The organism is Ramlibacter algicola, assembly GCF_016641735.1.
In the GTDB taxonomy this organism is placed as follows: Bacteria; Pseudomonadota; Gammaproteobacteria; order Burkholderiales; family Burkholderiaceae_C; genus Ramlibacter; species Ramlibacter algicola.
In genome coordinates, this window is record NZ_JAEDAO010000001.1 from 3,489,693 (window position 1) to 3,508,878 (window position 19,186).

The 19,186-nt window shown below is 71.5% G+C and carries 17 protein-coding genes; 4 read left to right on the forward strand and 13 right to left on the reverse strand.

From position 1 onward, the window contains the following. Nucleotides 1-10: 10 nt before the first annotated feature. The gene (locus I8E28_RS17135; RefSeq protein ID WP_200789328.1) at nucleotides 11-553 is read right to left on the reverse strand and encodes a YceD family protein; all 543 of its coding nucleotides are present in this window, start codon (nucleotides 551-553) and stop codon (nucleotides 11-13) included. Nucleotides 554-579: 26 nt separating this feature from the next. Here I8E28_RS17135 and I8E28_RS17140 point away from each other — a divergent pair, with 26 nt between their 5' ends. Continuing rightward, complete coding sequence (locus I8E28_RS17140; protein WP_200789329.1) at nucleotides 580-1,161, forward strand: Maf family nucleotide pyrophosphatase; 582 nt, start codon at nucleotides 580-582, stop codon at nucleotides 1,159-1,161. Further along, complete coding sequence (locus tag I8E28_RS17145; protein WP_200789330.1) at nucleotides 1,161-1,916, forward strand: SAM-dependent methyltransferase; 756 nt, start codon at nucleotides 1,161-1,163, stop codon at nucleotides 1,914-1,916. Before I8E28_RS17140 ends, I8E28_RS17145 begins: the two co-directional genes overlap by 1 nt. A 10-nt stretch (nucleotides 1,917-1,926) precedes the next feature. On the opposite strand, the gene I8E28_RS17150 is transcribed toward I8E28_RS17145, so the two are convergent. From I8E28_RS17150 to I8E28_RS17165, 4 genes are read right to left on the reverse strand one after another with little or no spacing between them, the layout of a single operon-like run. After that, complete coding sequence (locus I8E28_RS17150) at nucleotides 1,927-2,931, reverse strand: S49 family peptidase (RefSeq protein WP_200789331.1); 1,005 nt, start codon at nucleotides 2,929-2,931, stop codon at nucleotides 1,927-1,929. A 6-nt stretch (nucleotides 2,932-2,937) separates the two neighbouring features. After that, complete coding sequence (locus I8E28_RS17155; protein ID WP_200789332.1) at nucleotides 2,938-3,309, reverse strand: Rieske (2Fe-2S) protein; 372 nt, start codon at nucleotides 3,307-3,309, stop codon at nucleotides 2,938-2,940. Further along, nucleotides 3,306-3,977 carry an HAD family hydrolase gene (locus I8E28_RS17160; RefSeq protein ID WP_200789333.1) on the reverse strand — a complete coding sequence of 224 codons (672 nt, stop codon included), beginning with the start codon at nucleotides 3,975-3,977 and terminating at the stop codon, nucleotides 3,306-3,308. The genes I8E28_RS17155 and I8E28_RS17160 overlap by 4 nt, the downstream gene beginning before the upstream one ends. After that, nucleotides 3,949-4,944 (reverse strand): RluA family pseudouridine synthase, encoded by a 996-nt coding sequence (locus tag I8E28_RS17165; RefSeq protein WP_200789334.1) that lies wholly within the window; start codon nucleotides 4,942-4,944, stop codon nucleotides 3,949-3,951. The genes I8E28_RS17160 and I8E28_RS17165 overlap by 29 nt, the downstream gene beginning before the upstream one ends. A 513-nt stretch (nucleotides 4,945-5,457) precedes the next feature. Between I8E28_RS17165 and I8E28_RS17170 the strand changes: the two genes are divergently transcribed. Next, entirely contained in the window at nucleotides 5,458-8,412 is a 2,955-nt protein-coding gene (locus I8E28_RS17170) for an Rne/Rng family ribonuclease (RefSeq protein WP_200789335.1), read from the forward strand. Between the two features lie 64 nt (nucleotides 8,413-8,476). Here I8E28_RS17170 and I8E28_RS17175 read toward each other — a convergent pair whose 3' ends face one another. From I8E28_RS17175 to hemC, 4 genes are read right to left on the reverse strand one after another with little or no spacing between them, the layout of a single operon-like run. Beyond that, a complete protein-coding gene (locus I8E28_RS17175; RefSeq protein ID WP_200789336.1) occupies nucleotides 8,477-9,721 on the reverse strand; it encodes a heme biosynthesis protein HemY in 1,245 nt (414 codons plus the stop codon). Nucleotides 9,722-9,730: 9 nt separating this feature from the next. After that, nucleotides 9,731-10,804 (reverse strand): uroporphyrinogen-III C-methyltransferase, encoded by a 1,074-nt coding sequence (locus I8E28_RS17180; RefSeq protein ID WP_200789337.1) that lies wholly within the window; start codon nucleotides 10,802-10,804, stop codon nucleotides 9,731-9,733. After that, entirely contained in the window at nucleotides 10,801-11,562 is a 762-nt protein-coding gene (locus I8E28_RS17185) for a uroporphyrinogen-III synthase (RefSeq protein WP_200789338.1), read from the reverse strand. The genes I8E28_RS17180 and I8E28_RS17185 overlap by 4 nt, the downstream gene beginning before the upstream one ends. A gap of 5 nt (nucleotides 11,563-11,567) precedes the next feature. After that, nucleotides 11,568-12,470, reverse strand: a complete 903-nt coding sequence (gene hemC / locus I8E28_RS17190; protein ID WP_338050799.1) for a hydroxymethylbilane synthase — start codon at nucleotides 12,468-12,470, stop codon at nucleotides 11,568-11,570. Between the two features lie 72 nt (nucleotides 12,471-12,542). On the opposite strand from hemC, the gene ppc reads away from it, so the two are divergent. After that, nucleotides 12,543-15,341 (forward strand): phosphoenolpyruvate carboxylase, encoded by a 2,799-nt coding sequence (gene ppc / locus I8E28_RS17195; RefSeq protein WP_200789339.1) that lies wholly within the window; start codon nucleotides 12,543-12,545, stop codon nucleotides 15,339-15,341. 3 nt (nucleotides 15,342-15,344) lie between these two features. Here ppc and I8E28_RS17200 read toward each other — a convergent pair whose 3' ends face one another. Genes I8E28_RS17200 through I8E28_RS17215 form a run of 4 tightly spaced genes read right to left on the reverse strand, consistent with a single transcriptional unit; the run spans nucleotide 15,345 to nucleotide 19,158 of the window. Then, the gene (locus I8E28_RS17200; RefSeq protein ID WP_200789340.1) at nucleotides 15,345-16,073 is read right to left on the reverse strand and encodes a TerC family protein; all 729 of its coding nucleotides are present in this window, start codon (nucleotides 16,071-16,073) and stop codon (nucleotides 15,345-15,347) included. An 11-nt stretch (nucleotides 16,074-16,084) separates the two neighbouring features. Next, nucleotides 16,085-17,275, reverse strand: a complete 1,191-nt coding sequence (locus I8E28_RS17205) for an AI-2E family transporter (RefSeq protein WP_200789341.1) — start codon at nucleotides 17,273-17,275, stop codon at nucleotides 16,085-16,087. Nucleotides 17,276-17,312: 37 nt separating this feature from the next. Beyond that, nucleotides 17,313-18,053: a LytR/AlgR family response regulator transcription factor gene (locus I8E28_RS17210; RefSeq protein ID WP_200790436.1), complete on the reverse strand. Its 741-nt coding sequence runs from the start codon at nucleotides 18,051-18,053 to the stop codon at nucleotides 17,313-17,315. Nucleotides 18,054-18,108: 55 nt separating this feature from the next. Then, on the reverse strand, nucleotides 18,109-19,158 hold the full coding sequence (locus tag I8E28_RS17215; RefSeq protein WP_200789342.1) for a sensor histidine kinase: 1,050 nt from the start codon (nucleotides 19,156-19,158) through the stop codon (nucleotides 18,109-18,111). Nucleotides 19,159-19,186 lie beyond the last annotated feature (28 nt).

The window sequence follows — 19,186 nt, forward strand, 5'->3', positions numbered from 1 at the left end:
GCGCCAGGGCCTACTCCGGCCGGGTCTTCAGCGCCTTCAGCGCGTCGAACGGGTTCGGCTTCTCGGGCGCTTCTTCGTAGGCCGCGTCGGCCGACGACATCGGGACCGGGACGGGGCAGACGTCGTGGCGCGGCACCACCGGCACCTCCATCAGCAGCTCGTCCTCCAGCAGGCCCAGCAGGTCGAACGCCTGGCTCAGCACGAGCAGGTCTTCCTCCGACTCCTCGTCCTCCGCCGCCGCGGTGGTCTCGTCGGCGACGAAGCGGAACGAGCGGTCCACCTCCAGCGGCACCTCGACCGGTTCCATGCAGCGCTGGCAGGTCATCGGCAGGCTGGCCTGCGCATGCAGGTGCAGCCAGACCTCTGGCTGCAGGTGGCCGGCGTTCTGCAACTCGCCTTCGGCCGTCCACGTCACCTCGCGGCCTTCGACCGACGAGCGCGCTTCGGCCGCCAGCCGCTCGAGCACGGTCAGCGGCGTCGGGCCCGCCAGCTCGGCGGCGTCTTCCGCGAAGGCCCGCACGTCGAGCCGCTGCGCCTGGAACTGCCTCTTCATGCGGACCAGTGTAAGAGAATCGATGCATGCGCCGCACGCTCATCCTCGGGTCGACATCGCCCTATCGCCGCGAATTGCTGGGCCGCCTGAAGCTCGACTTCGACGTGATGGCGCCGCAGGTCGACGAGACGCCGCGGCCGGGCGAAGCGCCGGCCGCGCTGGCCCGGCGGCTGGCCTTGGCCAAGGCCCATGCCGTCGCTGCGCAACGGCCGCACGCGGTCGTGATCGGCTCCGACCAGGTCGCCGACCTCGCCGGCGAACCGCTGGGCAAGCCCGGCACGCACGAGCGCGCGACGGAGCAATTGCGTCGCATGCGCGGCCACAGCGTCGTGTTCCAGACCGCGGTGGCGGTGGTCTGCCGCGAGACCGGCTTCGAGCAGGTCGACCTGGCGCCGGTGCGGGTCGACTTCCGCTCGCTCGGCGACGACGAGATCGAAACCTACCTGCGAGCCGAGCAGCCCTACGACTGCGCCGGCAGCGCGCGCAGCGAAGGCCTGGGCATCGCGTTGCTGGACGCGATCCACAGCGACGATCCGTCCGCGCTCGTGGGCCTGCCCCTGATCCGCACCTGCCGCATGCTGCGCGCCGCGGGCCTGCAGGTGCCCTGATGCGCGGCACGCTGTACCTCGTCCCCGCGCCGCTGGACTTCGGCTGCGCGCAGGAAGGCCCGCTCGCGGACGTGATGCCGGACGGCACCCTGCGCGTCGCGGCGCGACTGCAGCATTGGGTGGCCGAGAACGCGAAGACGGCCCGTGCCTTCCTCAAGCGCGTGCATGCAACGCATCCGCTGGCGCATCCCCTGCAGCAGCTGGCCATCACGGAACTGCCGCGCGACGTGCACAAGAAGGGCGACCACCGCGTGGCCTTCGACGCGCGTCCCCTGCTGGGCGCCGCGCTCAGCGGCCAGGACATGGGCCTGGTGAGCGAAGCGGGGATGCCCGCAGTGGCGGATCCGGGTTCGTCCGTCGTGCGCGCCGCGCATGAACTCGGCATCGCCGTCGTGCCCCTCGTCGGGCCGGTCTCCCTGCAGCTGGCGCTGGCGGCCAGCGGCCTCAACGGCCAGGAGTTCGCTTTCGTCGGCTACCTGCCGCAGCAGCCCGCACCGCGCCTGCAGCGCCTGCGCGAACTGGAAACGCTGGCGCAGCGCACCGGCCAGACCCAGCTGTTCATCGAGACGCCCTATCGCAACACGGCGGTCTGGGGTTCATTGATGGAGGGCCTGCGGCCGACGACCAGGGTCGCGGTGGCCAGCGGCCTGACGCTGCAGCATCCACGGCTGGCGAGCCGCACCGTCGCGCAGTGGCGGCCGCTGCAGGCGCCGGTCGATGACCAGACGCCCGCAGTGTTCCTGCTGGGGGTCTAGGAGCCTGCTCCTAGCGAACGGCCGGGATGGCGCGCAGCGCCTGCACCGCGCCGGCGCCGATCGACGCGCCGAACTTCTTGGCCAGCCGCTCGGCGACGTTCTCGCGCCGCGTGTAGTCGACCAGTTCGTCGGCCTTGATCACCTCGCGCGCGACGTAGTCGATGTTGGCCAGCTGGTCCGCCAGCCCCATCTCGACGGCCTGCTGGCCGGTCCAGAACAGGCCGGAGAACAGCTCGGGCGTTTCCTTCAGTCGCTTGCCGCGGCCGGCCCGCACGGAATCGATGAACTGCTTGTGGATCTGGTCCAGCATCTGCTGCGCGAAGGCGCGCTGCTTGTCCGTCATCGGGCTGAACGGGTCGAGGAAGCCCTTGTTCTCGCCGGCGGTGAGCAGGCGGCGCTCGACGCCCAGCTTGTCCATGGTGCCGGTGAAGCCGAAGCCGTCCATCAGCACGCCGATGCTGCCGACGATGCTGGCCTTGTCGACGTAAATCTTGTCGGCGGCCGAGGCGATGTAGTAAGCGGCGGAAGCGCAGGACTCTTCCACCACCGCGTACACCGGCTTGTTGTTGTACTTGGCACGCAGGCGGCGCAGTTCGTCCCAGATGATCCCGGCCTGCACCGGGCTGCCGCCCGGGGAGTTGATCAGCAGCACGACGCCCTTGGCGCCGTCATCTTCGAAGGCAGCCCGCAACGCGGCGACCACGAACTCGGCGCTCGCGTCGGAGCCGTCGGCGATCTCGCCTTTGATCTCGATGACCGCGGTATGCGGCAGCGACTTGTCGGTCTTGGCGGTCGAGCCGCCGCGGAACAGCGCCGCCCAGGCCAGCAGCAGGAAGAACGCCAGCCAGGCCAGGCTCTTGAACGTCTTCCAGCGCCGCGCGGCGCGCTGCTCGGCGAGCGTCGCGAACACCAGGCGTTCGAGGGTGTCGCGCTCCCAACCGGGGCGCGCGGCCTCGGCGGCGACGGGCGCGGGACGCGGTTCGGGCGTGTCGCCGGGGAAGTGCGGATCGCTCATGGGGACTCAAAAAGACACGGGTTGCAGGTTCCAGGCAGTATGCCAGTGCACCACGCCGTCGCGCTCCGTGAGGGCGATCTTCACCAGCCCGCCGCGGCACGGGCCGCCGCCGCACTCGCCGGTGTCGGGGCGGTACACGGCCCCGTGCGTCGAGCACAGGAGCCACTGCCCGCTGTCGTCGAAGAAGCGGTCGGGTTGCCAGTCCATCTCCATCGCCACGTGCGCGCAGCGATTGAGGTACGCGTGCGGCTGGCCGTTCCAGCGCACCGCGAACGCGCGGCAGGTCTGCCCCGCGTAGACGACGTCGAACGGCACCGCGAGGCCGCCTTCGGCCAGGTCGGGCGCCGCGCACAGCGGGACGAGTCCGTCGCCCGTCATGCGTTGGCGAGCAGCCAGTCGTGCAGCTGGCGCACCGAGTGCGCGACGTGCAGCGGGCCGAACGCCTCGAAGCTCGCGTGCTCGTGCGCGCCGTAGCTCACGCCGATGCTGGCGCAGCCCGCGTTGCGCGCCATCTCCAGGTCGTGCGTCGTGTCGCCGATCATCAGCGTGCGTTCCGGCTCGGTGCCGAACTCGCGCATCAGTTCCTCCAGCATGCGCGGGTGCGGCTTGCCGGCAGTTTCGTCCGACGTGCGCGAGCCGTCGAACACGCCGTCCAGCTCGACGTTGCGGCGCAGGACGTCGTCCAGCCCGCGGCGCGACTTGCCCGTCGCCACCGCCAGCCAGTGGTGCCGCGCCTTGAGCTCGTGCAGCAGCGGCAGCACGCCGTCGAACAGGCTCAGGTCGTCCTGGTGGTTCAGGTAGTGGTGGCGGTAGCGCGCGCCCAGTTCGGCGTACTTTTCCTCCGGCACGTCGGGCGCCGCGCGCGCGAGGGCCTGGCCCAGGCTCATGCCGATCACGTACGCGGCGGCCTGCTCGGTCGGCATCGCGCCGCCGACGTCGACGACCGCCCGCTGGATGCAGCGGACGATCACGTTCGTGGAGTCGTACAGGGTGCCGTCCCAGTCGAAGGCGATCAGGTCAAAGCGGCGCGGCCGGGGCGTGGGCATGGAGGAAGGACTGGAGTTCGGGCGGCAGCGGCGCTTCGAGGGCGACCGCCTCGCCGGTGGCGGGGTGCTGGAACTGTAGCCGCCACGCATGCAGGAACATGCGCTTGAGGCCTTCGCGCTGCAAGGTCTTGTTGCGATCGAAGTCGCCGTACTTGTCGTCGCCGGCGATCGGGTGGCCCTGCGAGGCGAGGTGCACGCGGATCTGGTGCGTGCGGCCGGTCTTGATCGTCACTTCGAGCAGCGTGAACTCGCCGACGTGCCGCGCGACCTTCACCAGCGTGATCGAGCGCATGCCGTCCGGATCGTCCTTGGCGACGACGCGCACGCGGCGCTCGCCCGCCGCTTCCTCGTCGCCGGCGACCAGGTACTTGTGCAGCGGCAGGTCGATCACCTTCTTGTTCGCCGGCCAGTGGCCGTTGACGAGCGCGAGATAGGTCTTGCCGGTCTCGCGGCCGCGGAACTGGTCCTGCAGCTTCGTCAACGCCGAACGGCGCTTGGCGACCAGCAGCACGCCCGAGGTCTCGCGGTCCAGCCGATGCACGAGTTCGAGGAAGCGCGCGGTGGGGCGCGCCTGCCGCAGCTGCTCGATCACGCCGAAGCTCACCCCGCTGCCGCCGTGCACCGCCACGCCGGACGGCTTGTCGATGGCGAGCAGGTGATCGTCCTCGAGCAGCACCGGGAACTCGCGCGCGGGCGCGGGACGCTCGGTGGCGGCGCGCTCGGGCAGGCGCACGGGCGGGACGCGGACCAGGTCGCCCGCGGCCAGGCGGGTGTCCGCGGCGGCGCGGCCCTTGTTCACGCGCACCTCGCCGCTGCGGATGATCCGGTAGACGTGGGTCTTGGGGACCCCCTTGAGCTCGCGCAGCAGGAAGTTGTCCAGCCGCTGGCCGTCGAATTCTTCACTGACGGCGACCGTCTTCACGGCCGGTTGGGCGCCGGGCGCCGGGGCCCCTATAATGCGGTTCACTGGCGTAGCGCCGTAAGTGTTTGATTTGGCAGGATTTTAGGTCCACCAGTCGAACCGGCCGCGCCGGCAGGTCGATGCCGAGGTCGTCCCTGCCCACCGCACAGCGCCGAAGAAGGCGGTGGCGGGTGGGGGACCGGAGCCGACGCCATCGTCGAAACCCGAACGGAATCTGAGGCCGCCAGCCCTGGCGCTGGCGGCGGATCGAAGCGAGACCCCTGTGCTGTTGGCGCTCTTCCTGGCCTGTTGGCGGTGGCTGATGCCGCTTGCCTGCGCCATCGTCGCGCCTGCCATGCACGTCGTCCGTGCGCTGCTGCCGGCCGCCCCGCGGCCCGTCATCCGGCGCCCCGGCCACTCCCTCGCCCTCATCCACGCGCCCCCCGCCGCGACTGCTGTCCCGAGGCCATAGGCCCGCAGCAGCGCGCCCGCGCGCCTTCCGTTCCCCTTCGACGCCGCGTCGGCCCGGCATCGTGGGCCCGTCCGCGGGCCAGGACGTGAGAACAAGAAGGTGACGCAATGAAGCGGATGCTGATCAATGCCACGCAGGCCGAAGAGCGCCGGCTGGCCATCGTCGACGGGCAGAAGCTCCTCGACTACGAAATCGAGATCGAAGGGCGCGAGCAGCGCAAGGGCAACATCTACAAGGCCGTCGTGACGCGCGTCGAGCCGTCGCTCGAGGCCTGCTTCGTCGACTACGGCGAGGAACGCCACGGCTTCCTGCCGTTCAAGGAAATCTCCAGGCAGTACTTCAAGGAGGGCGTCTCGCCCTCGCAGGCCCGCATCAACGACGTGATCCGCGAAGGCCAGGAGCTGCTGGTCCAGGTCGAGAAGGAAGAGCGCGGCAACAAGGGCGCGGCCCTGACCACGTTCGTCTCGCTGGCCGGCCGCTACGTCGTGCTGATGCCCAACAACCCGCGCGGCGGCGGCGTGTCGCGCCGCATCGAGGGCGAGGACCGGCAGGAGCTGAAGGAGAACATGGACCAGTTGGAATATCCCAACGGCATGTCCATCATCGCCCGCACCGCCGGCATCGGCCGCAGCGCGCCCGAGCTGCAGTGGGACCTGAACTACCTGCTCAAGCTGTGGAACGCCATCGACGGCGCCGCCAAGGGCGGCAAGGGCGCGTTCCTGATCTACCAGGAGTCGTCGCTCGTCATCCGCTGCATCCGCGACTACTTCAACAATGACGTCGGCGACATCCTGATCGACACCGACGACATCTACGAGCAGGCGCAGCAGTTCATGGCGCACGTGATGCCGGAACACGCCGCCAAGGTGAAGCGCTACCGCGACGACGCGCCGCTGTTCAGCCGCTTCCAGATCGAGCACCAGATCGAGTCGGCCTACGCCCGCGAAGTCAAGCTGCCCAGCGGCGGCGTCATCGTCATCGACCACACCGAAGCGCTGGTGTCGGTCGACGTCAACTCGGCGCGCGCCATCAAGGGCGGCGACATCGAGGAGACCGCCACCCGCACCAACCTGGAAGCCGCCGACGAAGTGGCGCGCCAGATGCGCCTGCGCGACCTGGGCGGCCTGATCGTCATCGACTTCATCGACATGGAGGAGTCGCGCAATCGCCGCGAGGTGGAGAACCGCCTGCGCGACGCGCTGCGCCAGGACCGGGCCCGCGTCCAGTTCGGCACGATCAGCAAGTTCGGCCTGATGGAGATGAGTCGCCAGCGCCTGAAGCCGGCACTGTCCGAAGGCGCATCGATCCCCTGCCCTCGCTGCGGCGGTCACGGCCACATCCGCGACACCGAGAGCTCGGCGCTGCAGATCCTGCGGATCATCCAGGAGGAGTCGATGAAGGACTCCACCGCCGCGGTGCACGTGCAGGTGCCGGTGGAAGTCGCGTCGTTCCTGCTGAACGAGAAGCGCACCGAGATCACCAAGATCGAGCTGAAGCAGCGCATCAACGTGCTGCTGGTCCCCAACAAGGGCCTCGACACGCCGCACTACAAGCTGGAGCGCCTGAAGCACGACGACCCGCGCCTGGACAACCTCAAGGCCAGCTACCACATGGCCGAGGACTTCGAGGACGAGACGACGGTCACCCGCCGCTCGCAGGAGAAGACCAACCGCCAGGAACCGGTCATCAAGGGCGTGCTGCCCGACATGCCCGCGCCCGTCGCGCCGCCCAAGCCGGAGAAGGTCGAGCAGCCGCAGCGCACCGCGGCGCCGGCCGCCGCCCGCGCGCCCGCACCGTCGCGGGCCCCGGCGCCCGCACCCGCGCCCGAACCGTCCTTCGTGGCCTGGTTCAAGAACCTGTTCGGCCTCGCGCCGGCGGCGACGCCCGCCGCTGCGGCGACGACCGCCACCGCGGCCAAGACCGAAGAGAAGCGTGAAGGCCGTGGCGATCGTGGCGATCGCGGCGATCGCGGCGAACGTGGCGAAGGCCGCGGCCGGGGTGGCCGTGGACGCGACCGCCATCGGGGCGGTCGCGACGAGAACCGCACCCGCGACGGCCAGCCGCGCCGCGACGGCGCGGTGGCCGAGTCGGCCGAAGGTGCGCAGGCGCCGCGCGACGAGAACCGCCGCGAGCGCGGCCCGCGTGGCGAAGGCCGCGAGCAGCGCGGCGACCGCCCGCAAGGCGATCGCCCGCCGCGCGAGCGCGGTCCGCGTGACGAACGCCGCAACGAGGAAGTGCATGCGGACGGCGCGCCGGCCGAAGGCCAGCAGCCCCGCGGCGACCGCCCGCCGCGTGGTGATCGCGCGGAACGTGGTGAGCGTGGCGACCGTCCTGAGCGCGGCGAACGCGGTGAGCGCGGCGAAGGCCGCCGCGAGCGTGGTGAACGCCGCCCGCGCGAGCAGGCGCCGCAGGAGGTGACCGAGGCCGCCGCCGTCGAAGGCCGGGCGATGGAGCACGCGCAAGCCTTCGTGGGCGAGGCGCCCGTGCAGGAGTCGGGCGAAGGCGCCAACGGCGAAGCGCGCCGCGACGGCCGCCGCTCGCGCGACCGCTACGGGCGTGACCGCCGCGAACGTGGTCCGCGCGACGAGTCCGCGGAAACCGCAGCCCCCGAAGCCCCCGAAGCCACCGAAGCCACCGAGCAGGAGGCGCCGGCTCGCCCGCGCTACCCGACCGGCTTCGTGAGCGACGCCGAAGCCGCCGCCGCCGAAGCCGAGGAGCGCTCCGCCGTCGCACCGGTTGCCGTGCAGGCTCCCGCGCCGGCTCCCGTGACCGCGATTGCGCCCGCCGCACCCGGCCTGCCGAAGGTGCAGCCGTACCAGCTGCCGGTCGACCAGCTGGCGCAGGTCGCGTCCGGCTCCGGCCTGCAGTGGGTCAACTCCGACGCCGGCAAGATCGCGGCGGCGCAGGCCGCGATGGCCGCCGAGCCGAAGCCGATCCGCGTGCCGCGCGAGCGTCCGCCCGCGGTGGTCATCGACGAAGGCCCGCTGGTGCTGGTGGAGACCAAGCGCGACCTGGCGGCGTTCAAGCTGCCGTTCGAGCAGGGCGGCGCGCCGCTGCAGTGAGGCTTGCGAGCCTCGCATGAAGAAAGGGCCCCGCGGGGCCCTTTCTCTTTTGCGCGTCATCTGGCTACTGCTGCGCAGCCTGTTTCCAGGCCGCCGCGGCCGCTTCGAGATCGCCGCGGTCCTCCGCGAGTTGCGCCAGCGCGCGGCATGCGTTGCGGTGCAGGCGTGCGTCCTGCAGGCCCATCGACGCCTGCCGCAGCAGCACCTGCGCCTTGCCCCACAGCTGCCGCTTCATGCAGGCCATGCCGGCCAGGTACTGCAGCGTCATGTCGCGCGGGTTCGCGCGCTGCGCGGCCTCGATGCGCGCCAGCCAGGTGGCGTCGATGCTGTCGAGGCCGGCTTCGAGCGCGCCCACCAGCTTGATCTTGAGGCTGTCGCCCAGCTCGTGCTGCCCCTCCCAGGCCGGCAGCAGCCAATCGCGCGACGTCTGCGCATCGCCGCCGAGCGCGACGAGACGCTGCGCCGCGTGGATGGCCAGTTCCGGCATCGCGCGCTCGGCCGGCTCCAGCGTCAGCCAGGCCTTCTGCAGTTGCGCCGGGTCGTGCGCGCCATTGAGCAGGTCGATCGCCAGCCCGCGCACCAGGCTGTCGGCGGCGGCCGGCGAGAACGCGCGGTGCTTGGCCAGCAGGCGCGCGGTGTCCAGCGCTTCGGCCGTGTGGCGCGCGAGGCGCGCCGCCCGGAGCTTCATCCGCAAGGCCAGCGTGCGCCGCGCCGCGCCCGAGGGCAGGCCCTGCAGCCAGCCCATCGCAGCCTGCGGCTCGCGGTCTTCCAGCGACCAGCGGGCGGCGCGCATCAGCGCGCCTTCGTGGGTCTCCTGCGCCGGGCCCTGGTCGAGGGCGAGCTGCAGGTGCTCGTCGCGCGCGGCGCGGTCCTGCAGCGCCTGCGCGCTCTCGGCGGCCAGCACGTGGGCCAGCGTGCGCAGCTGCGCGCCGTTGGGCGGCGCCGCGCCGCCGGCGGTGAGCGATGCTTCCTGCGCCAGCGCCGCTTCGGCCGACTTGCGCGCGCGGATGTAGCGGCCCGCCAGCAGGTGCGACAGCGCGTCGAGCACCAGCGCGTGCATGCCGCGCTCACGCTGCTGGTTGCGCCACCGCAGCGCCTGCTTGGGCAGGTCGAACAGGGCCGCCAGCGCGCGCAGCGCCGCGTGCAGCAGCAGGAACGCCGCCACCAGCAGCAGGAGCACGAGGTTGAGCGAGAGGTCGACGCGGTACGGCGGCCAGAAGACGGTGATGGTCCCCTGGTTGTTGCCCGCGAACAGGGCCACCGCCACCGCGATGGCGAACAGGACCAGCAACCAGAGCGCGGCACGCATCGGCAGACCTCAGCGCCCCGCGCCGGCCGCGGCCAGCGCGGCCAGCGTCTCGTCGATGCGCGGGAGCTCGACGACGCGCAGCTGCGCCTGCATCTGCTGCAGCGCCGCCGCCACCGCCTGCACGCGGCGCGCGGAGGGATCGAAGTAGCGCTCCAGCGCACTCGACGCTGTCGCCAGGTCGGCGCGGGCCGAGTCGGTCTGGCGTGCGAGCAGGGCGAGGCGCGCGTTCAGCAGCCGCAGCTTGAGGTTCTCGCGCAGGAAGAAGCCCTGCTCCGGCGTGAGCAGCATCGCCTCGGGCTCGTCCACGCGGCTGACGCGCACCAGCGCCCGCGCTTCGTCGCCCACCACCCCGAGCCACTGGCGCCACCAGGGAACGTCGCGCGGCGCCGGGGCGCTGGCCTTGGACGCTGGCGCGCGGGCGGTGGACGCGGGACCGACCGCATTGGCGAGCGGCAGTTCGTCGACCTGGCGCGTGACTTCGTCCAGCCGCAGCAGCACGCCGGGAACGTCGGCCACCGCGGCGGCCTTGATGCGGTCGATGTCGCGGCCGATGGCGGTGCGCAGGCGGGCCAGCCGCGGCTCGCCCGCGCGGGCGAGGCGCTGGTCGGCGCTGCGCAGCGCGGCCAGCAGCGGCTCCGCGCTGAGCGTCAGTTGCGCCTGCTGCTGCGCGAGGCGCAGCCCCGATTCGATGTCGACCACGAGGTTCTCGTCACGCGAGCGCGAGAGGCTCTGCATCAGCTCCTCGAGCTGCGTGCGCTGCAGTGCGACTTCGCCCAGGCGCTGGTCGTTGACCGCCTGCCGGGCCGCGATGTCACGGGCGAGGTCCTGCGCCTGCCGGGCGACGGCCCGCGCCTCGACCGCGTTGCTGCCGGCGTCGGCGCTCTGGCGCGCCAGTTGTTCCTGGATGGTCGACAGCTTCTGCCACAGCAGCACGCTCGAGCCGAGCGCGAGGACGGCGACCAGCACCAGCAGGCGGAACGCCACCACCGACGTCATGCCAGGCCGGGCCGGCGCGGCTTCGCCCGCATCGAGTGCGGGGGCCGGCGGCGCAAGGTCGGGGTCGCGATCGGGCTCGGCACTCATCCGGACGATTCTAGGGCGCGCACCACGGCGTCCCGGTCCGGTCGTGACAGGCTTACAACACGAAAGCCCAGCGCCTGCGCCGCGCGCGCGATGCGCTCGTGCGTGGCCACCGCGCAGGCGCGTGACCAGTCCTGCGCGGGCAGCAGCGCGCCCAGGTGGTGGATGGCTTGCGAACTGCTGAAGAGCCAGGTGCTTCCATCCGCCGCTGCAGCACGGGCGTGTGCGCGCTCGATGTCGGTCCATGTGGGCGGCCGGCGCGAGTAGGCCGCGACGGCGTCGACCTGCACGCCCTCGGCGCGCAGCGTGTCGGCAATCCACTCGCGACCTGCGGGCTGGCCATCCCCGTCGGCGCCGCGCACGAGCAGCACCCGGTCACCGGCGCGCACGCTGCCGCGCACCACCGCCCACAGGGCTTCGGAATCGAACTGCGGCGCATCGGCCGGCGGCGCGGCCACTTGCGCGGGCGGCACGCCGAACGCGTGCAAGGCGGCGACGGTACCCGGCCCGGGGGCCCATGCCGACGTGGTGGGAGGCCAGGCGCGCGAGGACGCCGCCTGCCAGGCGTGCACCGCATTCGCGCTGACGAACATCACCGCGCCGTACGAAGCTGCCCGTTCCACGGCGGCATGCAAGGGCGCCGCATCCGCCACCGGTGCGATCTCGATCAGGGGAAGTTCGAGCACCTCGTGGCCACGCGCGCGCAGCGCCTCGGCCCAGGGCCGCGCCTCGCGCACCGGGCGGGTGACGACGACGCGCATGCGCGTCAGTGCGCGCCGCCCGCGCGCAATTGCGCCGCGACCTGCTCGCCCAGGGACGCGGCCTGCTCGAGGCTGGTCACCGTGGCGACGGCCTGCCCGCGCACCAGGGGCGCGGCGGCTTGCGGGTCGCCCCACGCCGCATCCAGCCGCAGCACGGCGCCATCCAGCGTCGCATGCGCCGCGAGCGGCATCGAGCAGCTGCCGCCCATCGCCCGGCTGACCGCACGTTCGGCGGACACCGCGAGCCACGTCCCGTGGTGCGCCAGCGGCTCCAGCAGTGCCAGCAGGTCGGCACGGTCACTGCGCACCTCGATGCCGAGCGCGCCCTGCCCCGCGGCCGGCAGCATCCGGGAAGGATCGAACACCTGCCGGATGCGCTCGGCGAGGCCGAGCCGCTTCAACCCGGCGGCGGCGAGCACGATCGCGTCGTACTGGCCTTCGTCGAGCTTGCGCAGTCGCGTGTCGAGGTTGCCGCGCAGCGGCTCGATGCGCAGGTCGGGGCGCAGCGCACGCAGCAGCACCACGCGGCGCAGGCTCGAGGTGCCGACGACGGCGCCTTGCGGCAGCGCGTCCAGGTCGGCGTACTGCGGCGACACGAGCGCATCGCGCGGGTCTTCGCGTTCCAGCACGCAGCCCAGCGAGAAGCCGGCGGGCAAGTCCATCGGCACGTCCTTGAGCGAGTGCACCGCGAGGTCGGCGCGGCCTTCCTCCAGCGCGACCTCGAGCTCCTTCACGAACAGGCCCTTGCCGCCGACCTTGCTGAGGCTGCGGTCGAGGATCTGGTCGCCCTTGGTCGTCATGCCCAGCAACGAGACGGCGCGCCCGCGCTGCGTGAGGAGGGATTGCACATGCTCGGCCTGCCAGAGGGCGAGCCGGCTTTCGCGCGTGGCGATGACGATGGAACTCACGAGGTGCACCTGCAAGGGGGAGAGGCGATGCTAGCATCCGGGCTGCTTAAACTTTGTGCAACCGGATCCACGATGACTGCACCCGCGCCGCCGGCGCCCGCGCGACGCGCCCGCGACAACGAACGGCCGCTGGTGGAGGACATCCGGATGCTCGGCCGCATGCTCGGCGACGTCATCCGCGAGCAGGAAGGCGTCGAGGCGTTCGAGCTGGTCGAGCGCGTGCGCAAGCTGTCGGTGGCGTTCCGGCGCGATGCCGACCACGAGGCGGACCGCGCGCTCAAGTCGCTGCTGAAGTCGCTCAGCGGCGACCAGGCCGTCAGCGTGATCCGCGCGTTCACCTACTTCAGCCACCTGGCCAACCTGGCCGAGGACCGGCACCACATCCGCCGCCGCCTCGTGCACGACCGCGCCGGCGACCAGCAGGAAGGCAGCATCGAAGTCGCGCTGGCCCGCCTGCGCTGGGCCGGCGTCGCACCGAAAGCCATCTCGCACATGCTGGCCGGCGCGTACCTCTCGCCCGTGCTCACCGCGCACCCCACCGAGGTACAGCGCCAATCCATCCTGGACGCCGAGCGCGGCATCGCGCACCTGCTGGCCGAGCGCGACGAGATCCGCGCCCGCGCGCAGCCGAAGGACGCGCTCGCCCCACGCGAGCTCGCGGCCAACGAAGTGCAGATCCGCGCGCGCGTGATGCAACTCTGGCAGACGCGGCTGCTGCGCTTCTCCAAGCTGACGGTGCAGGACGAGATCGAGAACGCGCTGTCGTACTACGAGGCGACCTTCCTGCGCGAGATCCCGCGCCTGTACGCCGGCCTCGAGCGCGACCTGCACCAGCCCGTCGCCAGCTTCCTGCGCATGGGCATGTGGATCGGCGGCGACCGCGACGGCAACCCGAATGTCGATGCGAGCACGCTCGAGACCGCGTTGCGCCGCCAGTGCGAGATCGCGCTGCGCCACTACCTGACCGAGGTGCACTACCTGGGCCGCGAGCTGTCCGTGTCGACCATGCTTGCGCCCGTCACGCCGGCGATGCAGGCGCTGGCGGATGCGTCGCCCGACCGCGGCGAGCACCGCAGCGACGAGCCCTATCGCCGCGCGCTCGCCGGCATGTACGCGCGCCTGGCCGGCACGCTGCGCGCCTTCACCGGCGGCGAGGCGGCGCGCCACCTGCTCGCGCCGCAGAATCCCTACCGCGACGCGAACGAGTTCCACGCCGACCTGTGCACGATCCGCGACTCGCTGCAGGCCTCGCACTCCGGCGCGCTCGCCGCGCACCGGCTGCTGCCCTTGCTACGTGCAGTCGAAGTGTTCGGCTTCCACCTCGCCACCATGGACCTGCGGCAGACCTCGGACCAGCACGAGGCGGTCGTCGCGGAGTTGCTCTCCGTCGCGCGGGTCGCGCCCGACTACGCCTCCATGCCCGAGAGCGCACGGCGAGAGCTGCTTCTGCGCCTGCTCACGGACGCGCGGCCGCTGCGCGTCGTCGGTCACCAGTTCTCGCCGCTGGCCCAGCGCGAAGTCGGCGTGTTCGAGATGGCGCTGCGCATGCGCGCGCAGTACGGCGCCGACGCCGTGCGCCACTACATCATCAGCCACACCGAAGCGGTCAGCGACCTGCTGGAGGTGTTGCTGCTGCAGAAGGAAGTGGGCCTGTTCCGCGGGACGCTCGACGATGGCGCAGTCGCCGACCTGATCGTCGTGCCGCTGTTCGAGACCATCGCCGACCTGCGCAACGCGGCGCCGATCCTGCGCGAGTTCTACGCCCTGCCCGGCATCCTGCGGCTGGTGCAGCGCTCCGGCGGCGAGCAGGACGTGATGCTGGGCTACAGCGACAGCAACAAGGACGGCGGCATCTTCACCAGCAACTGGGAGCTGTACCGCGCCGGCACGGCGCTGGTGCAGCTGTTCGACGAATTGCGCGGCATCCGCCTGCGCATGTTCCACGGCCGCGGCGGCACCGTCGGCCGCGGCGGCGGCCCGAGCTACCAGGCCATCCTCGCGCAACCGCCCGGCACCGTGCGCGGGCAGATCCGCCTCACCGAGCAGGGCGAGGTGATCAGCTCCAAATACGCCAACCCGGAAATCGGCCGGCGCAACCTGGAGACGCTGGTCGCGGCGACGCTGGAAGCGACGCTGCTGCCGCCGCCCAAGGCCGCGCCGCGCGAATTCCTCGCGGCGGCGGAGGCGCTGTCGCAGGCCAGCATGCAGGCCTACCGCGCGCTGGTCTACGACACGCCCGGCTTCGCCGATTTCTTCTTCGCCGCCACGCCGATCCGCGAGATCGCCGAGCTGAACATCGGCTCGAGGCCGGCGTCGCGCAAGCCGGGCGCGCCGCGCATCGAGGACCTGCGCGCCATCCCCTGGAGTTTCAGCTGGGGCCAGAGCCGCGCGACGCTCAACGGCTGGTACGGCTTCGGCTCCGCGGTGCGCGCGTTCCTCGACGACCCGGCACGCCCGCGCAAGGACGGCCTCGCGCTGCTGCAACGCATGCACCGCCAGTGGCCGTTCTTCCGCGCGCTTCTGTCGAACATGGACATGGTGCTGGCCAAGAGCGACCTCGCCCTCGCCTCGCGCTACGCCAGCCTGGTCGCGGACGCGCGGCTGCGCAAGCGCGTGCACGGCGCGATCGAGGCCGAGTGGCATCGCACGGTCGAGGCGCTGCAGGCGATCACGGGCGAACGCGCGCGGCTGGCCGGCAACCCGGCGCTGGCCCGCTCGATCCGCTACCGCTTCCCCTACATCGACCCGCTGCACCACCTGCAGGTGGAGCTGGTGCGCCGCTACCGCGCCGGCGGCAGCGACGAGCGCGTGCACATGGGCATCCACCTGGCCATCAACGGCATCGCCGCGGGCCTGCGCAACACGGGCTGAGCGTCAGCGCCGCGCGGCGCGCCGGCGCACCCGCAGGTTGAGCATCTCCACCGCGATCGAGAACGCCATCGCCGTGTAGACGTACCCCTTGGGCACGTGGTGCTCGAAGCCGTCGGCGATCAGCACCATGCCGACCATCACCAGGAAGGACAGCGCGAGCATCTTCACGGTGGGATGCGCCGAGATGAAGCGCCCGATCGCGGCGGCGAAGGCCATCATCATCAGCACCGAGACGACGACGGCGGCCATCATCACTGCCAGTTCGTCGACCATGCCGACCGCGGTGATGATGGAGTCGAGCGAGAACACCATGTCGACCAGCATGATCTGGAGGACCACGCCGCCGAACCCCGCATGCACGCTCACGTGGCCCGGGTCGTCGTGCGGGTCGCCCTGCAGCGCCTGGTGGATCTCGCTGGTGCTCTTCCAGATCAGGAACAGGCCGCCGCCGATCAGGATCAGGTCGCGGCCGGAGATCTCCTGCTTCGGCCACGGCAGCGAGAACAGCGGCGCTGTCAGGCCGATGATCCAGGAGATCACCATCAACAGCCCCAGCCGCAGGAACATCGCCATGAACAGCCCGAGGCGCCGTGCGAGCTTGCGGCGTTCCGGCGGCAGCTTCTCCACCAGGATGGAGATGAACACGATGTTGTCGATGCCCAGCACCAGTTCGAGCGCCGTCAGCGTGAGCAGCGCGATCCACGCCTGCGGGTCGGTGAGCAGGTCCAGCATGCGGCGGCGCCTCAGGTGCCGAGCAGTTCGCCGACCGGCTTCAGGTGGTCGACCCGGTCGCACACGGCCTTGACGACCATCATGATGGGGATGCCCAGCAGCACGCCCCACACGCCCCACAGCCAGCCCCAGAACAGCACGCCGATGAACACCGCCACGGCGTTCATCCGGCTGGCCTTGCTGGTCAGCCAGGGCACCAGCAGGTTGCCCTCGATCATGTTGATCACGAGCGAGACGCCGGTGACGTACAGCGGCAACTCGATCTCGCCGGCCTGCATGAAGGCCACCAGCGCCGCTGCAATGGTGATGAGGATGGAGCCGACGTAGGGCACCATGTTCAGCAGGCCCGCGGCCACGCCCCACACGGCCGCGTGCTTCATCCCCAGCCACGCGAACGCCACGCCGGTGAGCACGCCGACCCCGACGCCGGCCAGCAGCTGCACCAGCAGGTAGCGCTGGATCTGCGCGTTGATCTCGTCCAGCGCCTGCACGGTCAGCCTCTTCTCCGTGAAGGTGGTGCCGGTGATCTTCACCAGCTTGCGCCGGAAGGTGTCGCCCGACAGCAGCAGGAAGAAGGTGAGGAAGGTGACCAGCGTGACCTGCCCGACCAGGCTGGCCAGGCCCACGGTGCCGGCCCACAGGTGTTCGCGGATGTCGAAGGCCGGCTTCTCGACGATCACGCGCTGCACGCCGCGCGGAGTCGGGGTCGCGCCGTTCTTCGGTCCCGCCTCCTGGGCGGCCTTGGCCAGTTCCGCGGCAGCCTGCGTGACCGGCGCCAGCGGGCCGTCGGCCTTGTGCATCTTGCGATTGATGACGTCGCGGAACCGCTGCGCGGCGGAGGGCAGCGAGTTGATCAGCTCGTTGGCGTCGTCGGCCATCGACCAGATGACCGCGCCGCTGCCGCCCAGGATGCCCAGGATCAGCACAGCGGCCGCCAGCGCTCGCGGCACGCGCAGCTTCGCGAGCGCGTCGACCACCGGCGACAGCGCGTAGTAGAAGACCAGGCCGACCATGAGCGGGATGAAGAAGGCGCTGGCCCACTTCAGGACCCCGAGCACCGCGATCGTGCACAGCACGATCAGGCTCAGGTTGCGGGGATTGGCATGCGGGTGCAGCAGCACCTGGGGCGGCTGCGTCGGGTCGACGTCCTCCTTCGGCGGCACCGCCTCGAGGACCTCCTGCACCTGCTGTTCGTTGTTCATGGGGACGCTTTCTCGCTGACCGAGTCCCCGTGCCTCCCTACCGCGTGAGCGCCTCCCGCACCGCCGTCAGCTGCCGGCGCGACACGGCCAGCAGCTCCTCGATCCCATTCAGGCGCACCGCCCAGCCTTCGCCCTCTTCGGGGTCATCGTGCTTCTCGAGGGCCCGCACCGCGCGCCGCGCCACCAGCGCGTTGCGGTGGATGCGCAGGAACTGCGCGCCGTGCCTGTCCTCGAGATCGCTGAGCGACGCATCAAGGATATAGCTTCTGGCCGCGGTACGGACCGTGATGTACTTCAGTTCGGCCTTGAAATAGAGAACTTCCGACAGGGGGACACGCTCCGTCCTACCCCGGTCCTGGATGACGAGCGTCTCCGGCTGCGCGGTCGCGTTGCCGTTGCGCGCGGACAGCACCCGTTCGACCTTCTGCAACGCGGCCTGCAGCCGTTCCAGCCGTACCGGTTTCGTCAGGTAGTCGATCGCCTCGAGCTCGAAGGCGGCGACCGCGTGTTCGGCATGCGCAGTGACGAACACGACGGCGGGCTCGCGCGGCATGCCGCGCAGCGCCTGCGCGAACGCCAGCCCATCCGCGCCGGGCATGTGCACGTCGAGGAGCACCGCGTCGAAGCTGCCGCGGCGCAGCGCCTCCATCGCCTCGATCGCGTTGCCGGCCTCGGCACCGACCATCACGGTGGGCGAGCGGCAGTCCGCCAGCAGCGTGCGCATGCGCGCCCGCGCGAGCGGCTCGTCGTCGACCACCAGGACCTGCAGGCTGTCCATCATGCGCAGACCTCCTCCGCGTTCGCGGCTTTCCCGTTGCCCCCTGGCCGGCGGTTCACGCCGGCACCTCCAACCTCACCTGGTAGATCCCGTCCTTGAGGACGGTGCGGAACTGCGCCTCCACGTCGTGCAGGAGGCGCAACCGCTCGCGCACGTTGTCCTGCGCGATCCCGTGGCCCGGGCGGCCCTGGCCCGCCGGCACCGTGTTCGTCACCTTGATCACGACGACGCCCCCGCGCCGCTGCGTGCTCACCTTCACCTGCGCGCCGGTGGCGCTGGGTTCCACCCCGTGCTTCACCGCATTCTCCACGAGCGGTTGCAGCAGCAGCGGCGGCACGCGGGCCATGCCGGCCGCCGGGTCGATCGACCATTCCACCTGCAGGCGGTCGCCGAAGCGCACCTGCTCGATCTCCAGGTAGCTGCGGGCCAGCGCCACCTCGTGCTCCAGGGTGACCGCGTCACCCTGGTCGTTCAGCGCCGAGCGGAACAGGTCGCTCAGGTCCTCCAGGATCAATTCGGCGCGGGCCGGATCGTCGCGCACCAGCGCGATGGCGGTGTTCAGCGTGTTGAACAGGAAGTGCGGGCGGATGCGCGACTGCAGCTCGGTGAGCCGCGCCGTCGTCTCGGCGGGCATGTGGCCCTTGGCCCGGAGGACCAGGGCGGCGACCAGCACCGCGGCCACCAGGGCTCCTGCGGCCGCCGACGCCACCCAGGGCATCGTCCCGGTGACCGGCTTGACCAGCGCCAGCACGGCGCAGGCGCCCAGGCCCGCGACGCCCCCGAGCGCAACGCCGACCGCTTGCTGCAAGCCGCGCCGCAGCCAGGCCAGCGGCCGCTTGATCGAGCAGGCGACCAGCAGCCAGCCGAGCGTCGCGGGTTGCGCCGCGGCGCTCAGGAGGGCGACCTGCAGCAGCCAGTCCTCCCAGCCGGAGACGGTGAACAGGGCACCGACCAGCACCAGCGCCTCGACACCCACCACCGCACGCAGCACCACGCCGATGTGGCAGGCATCAAACTGCGGCGGCGGCGCGCGGCGGGCCAGCGCCCTCTCCCGCGTCTCGGGGGAGAGTTCGGTGAAGGCCGATAAAATGTGGGAGTCGTCCATCGGGGAGCCGCGCTCGCCGATTATTGGT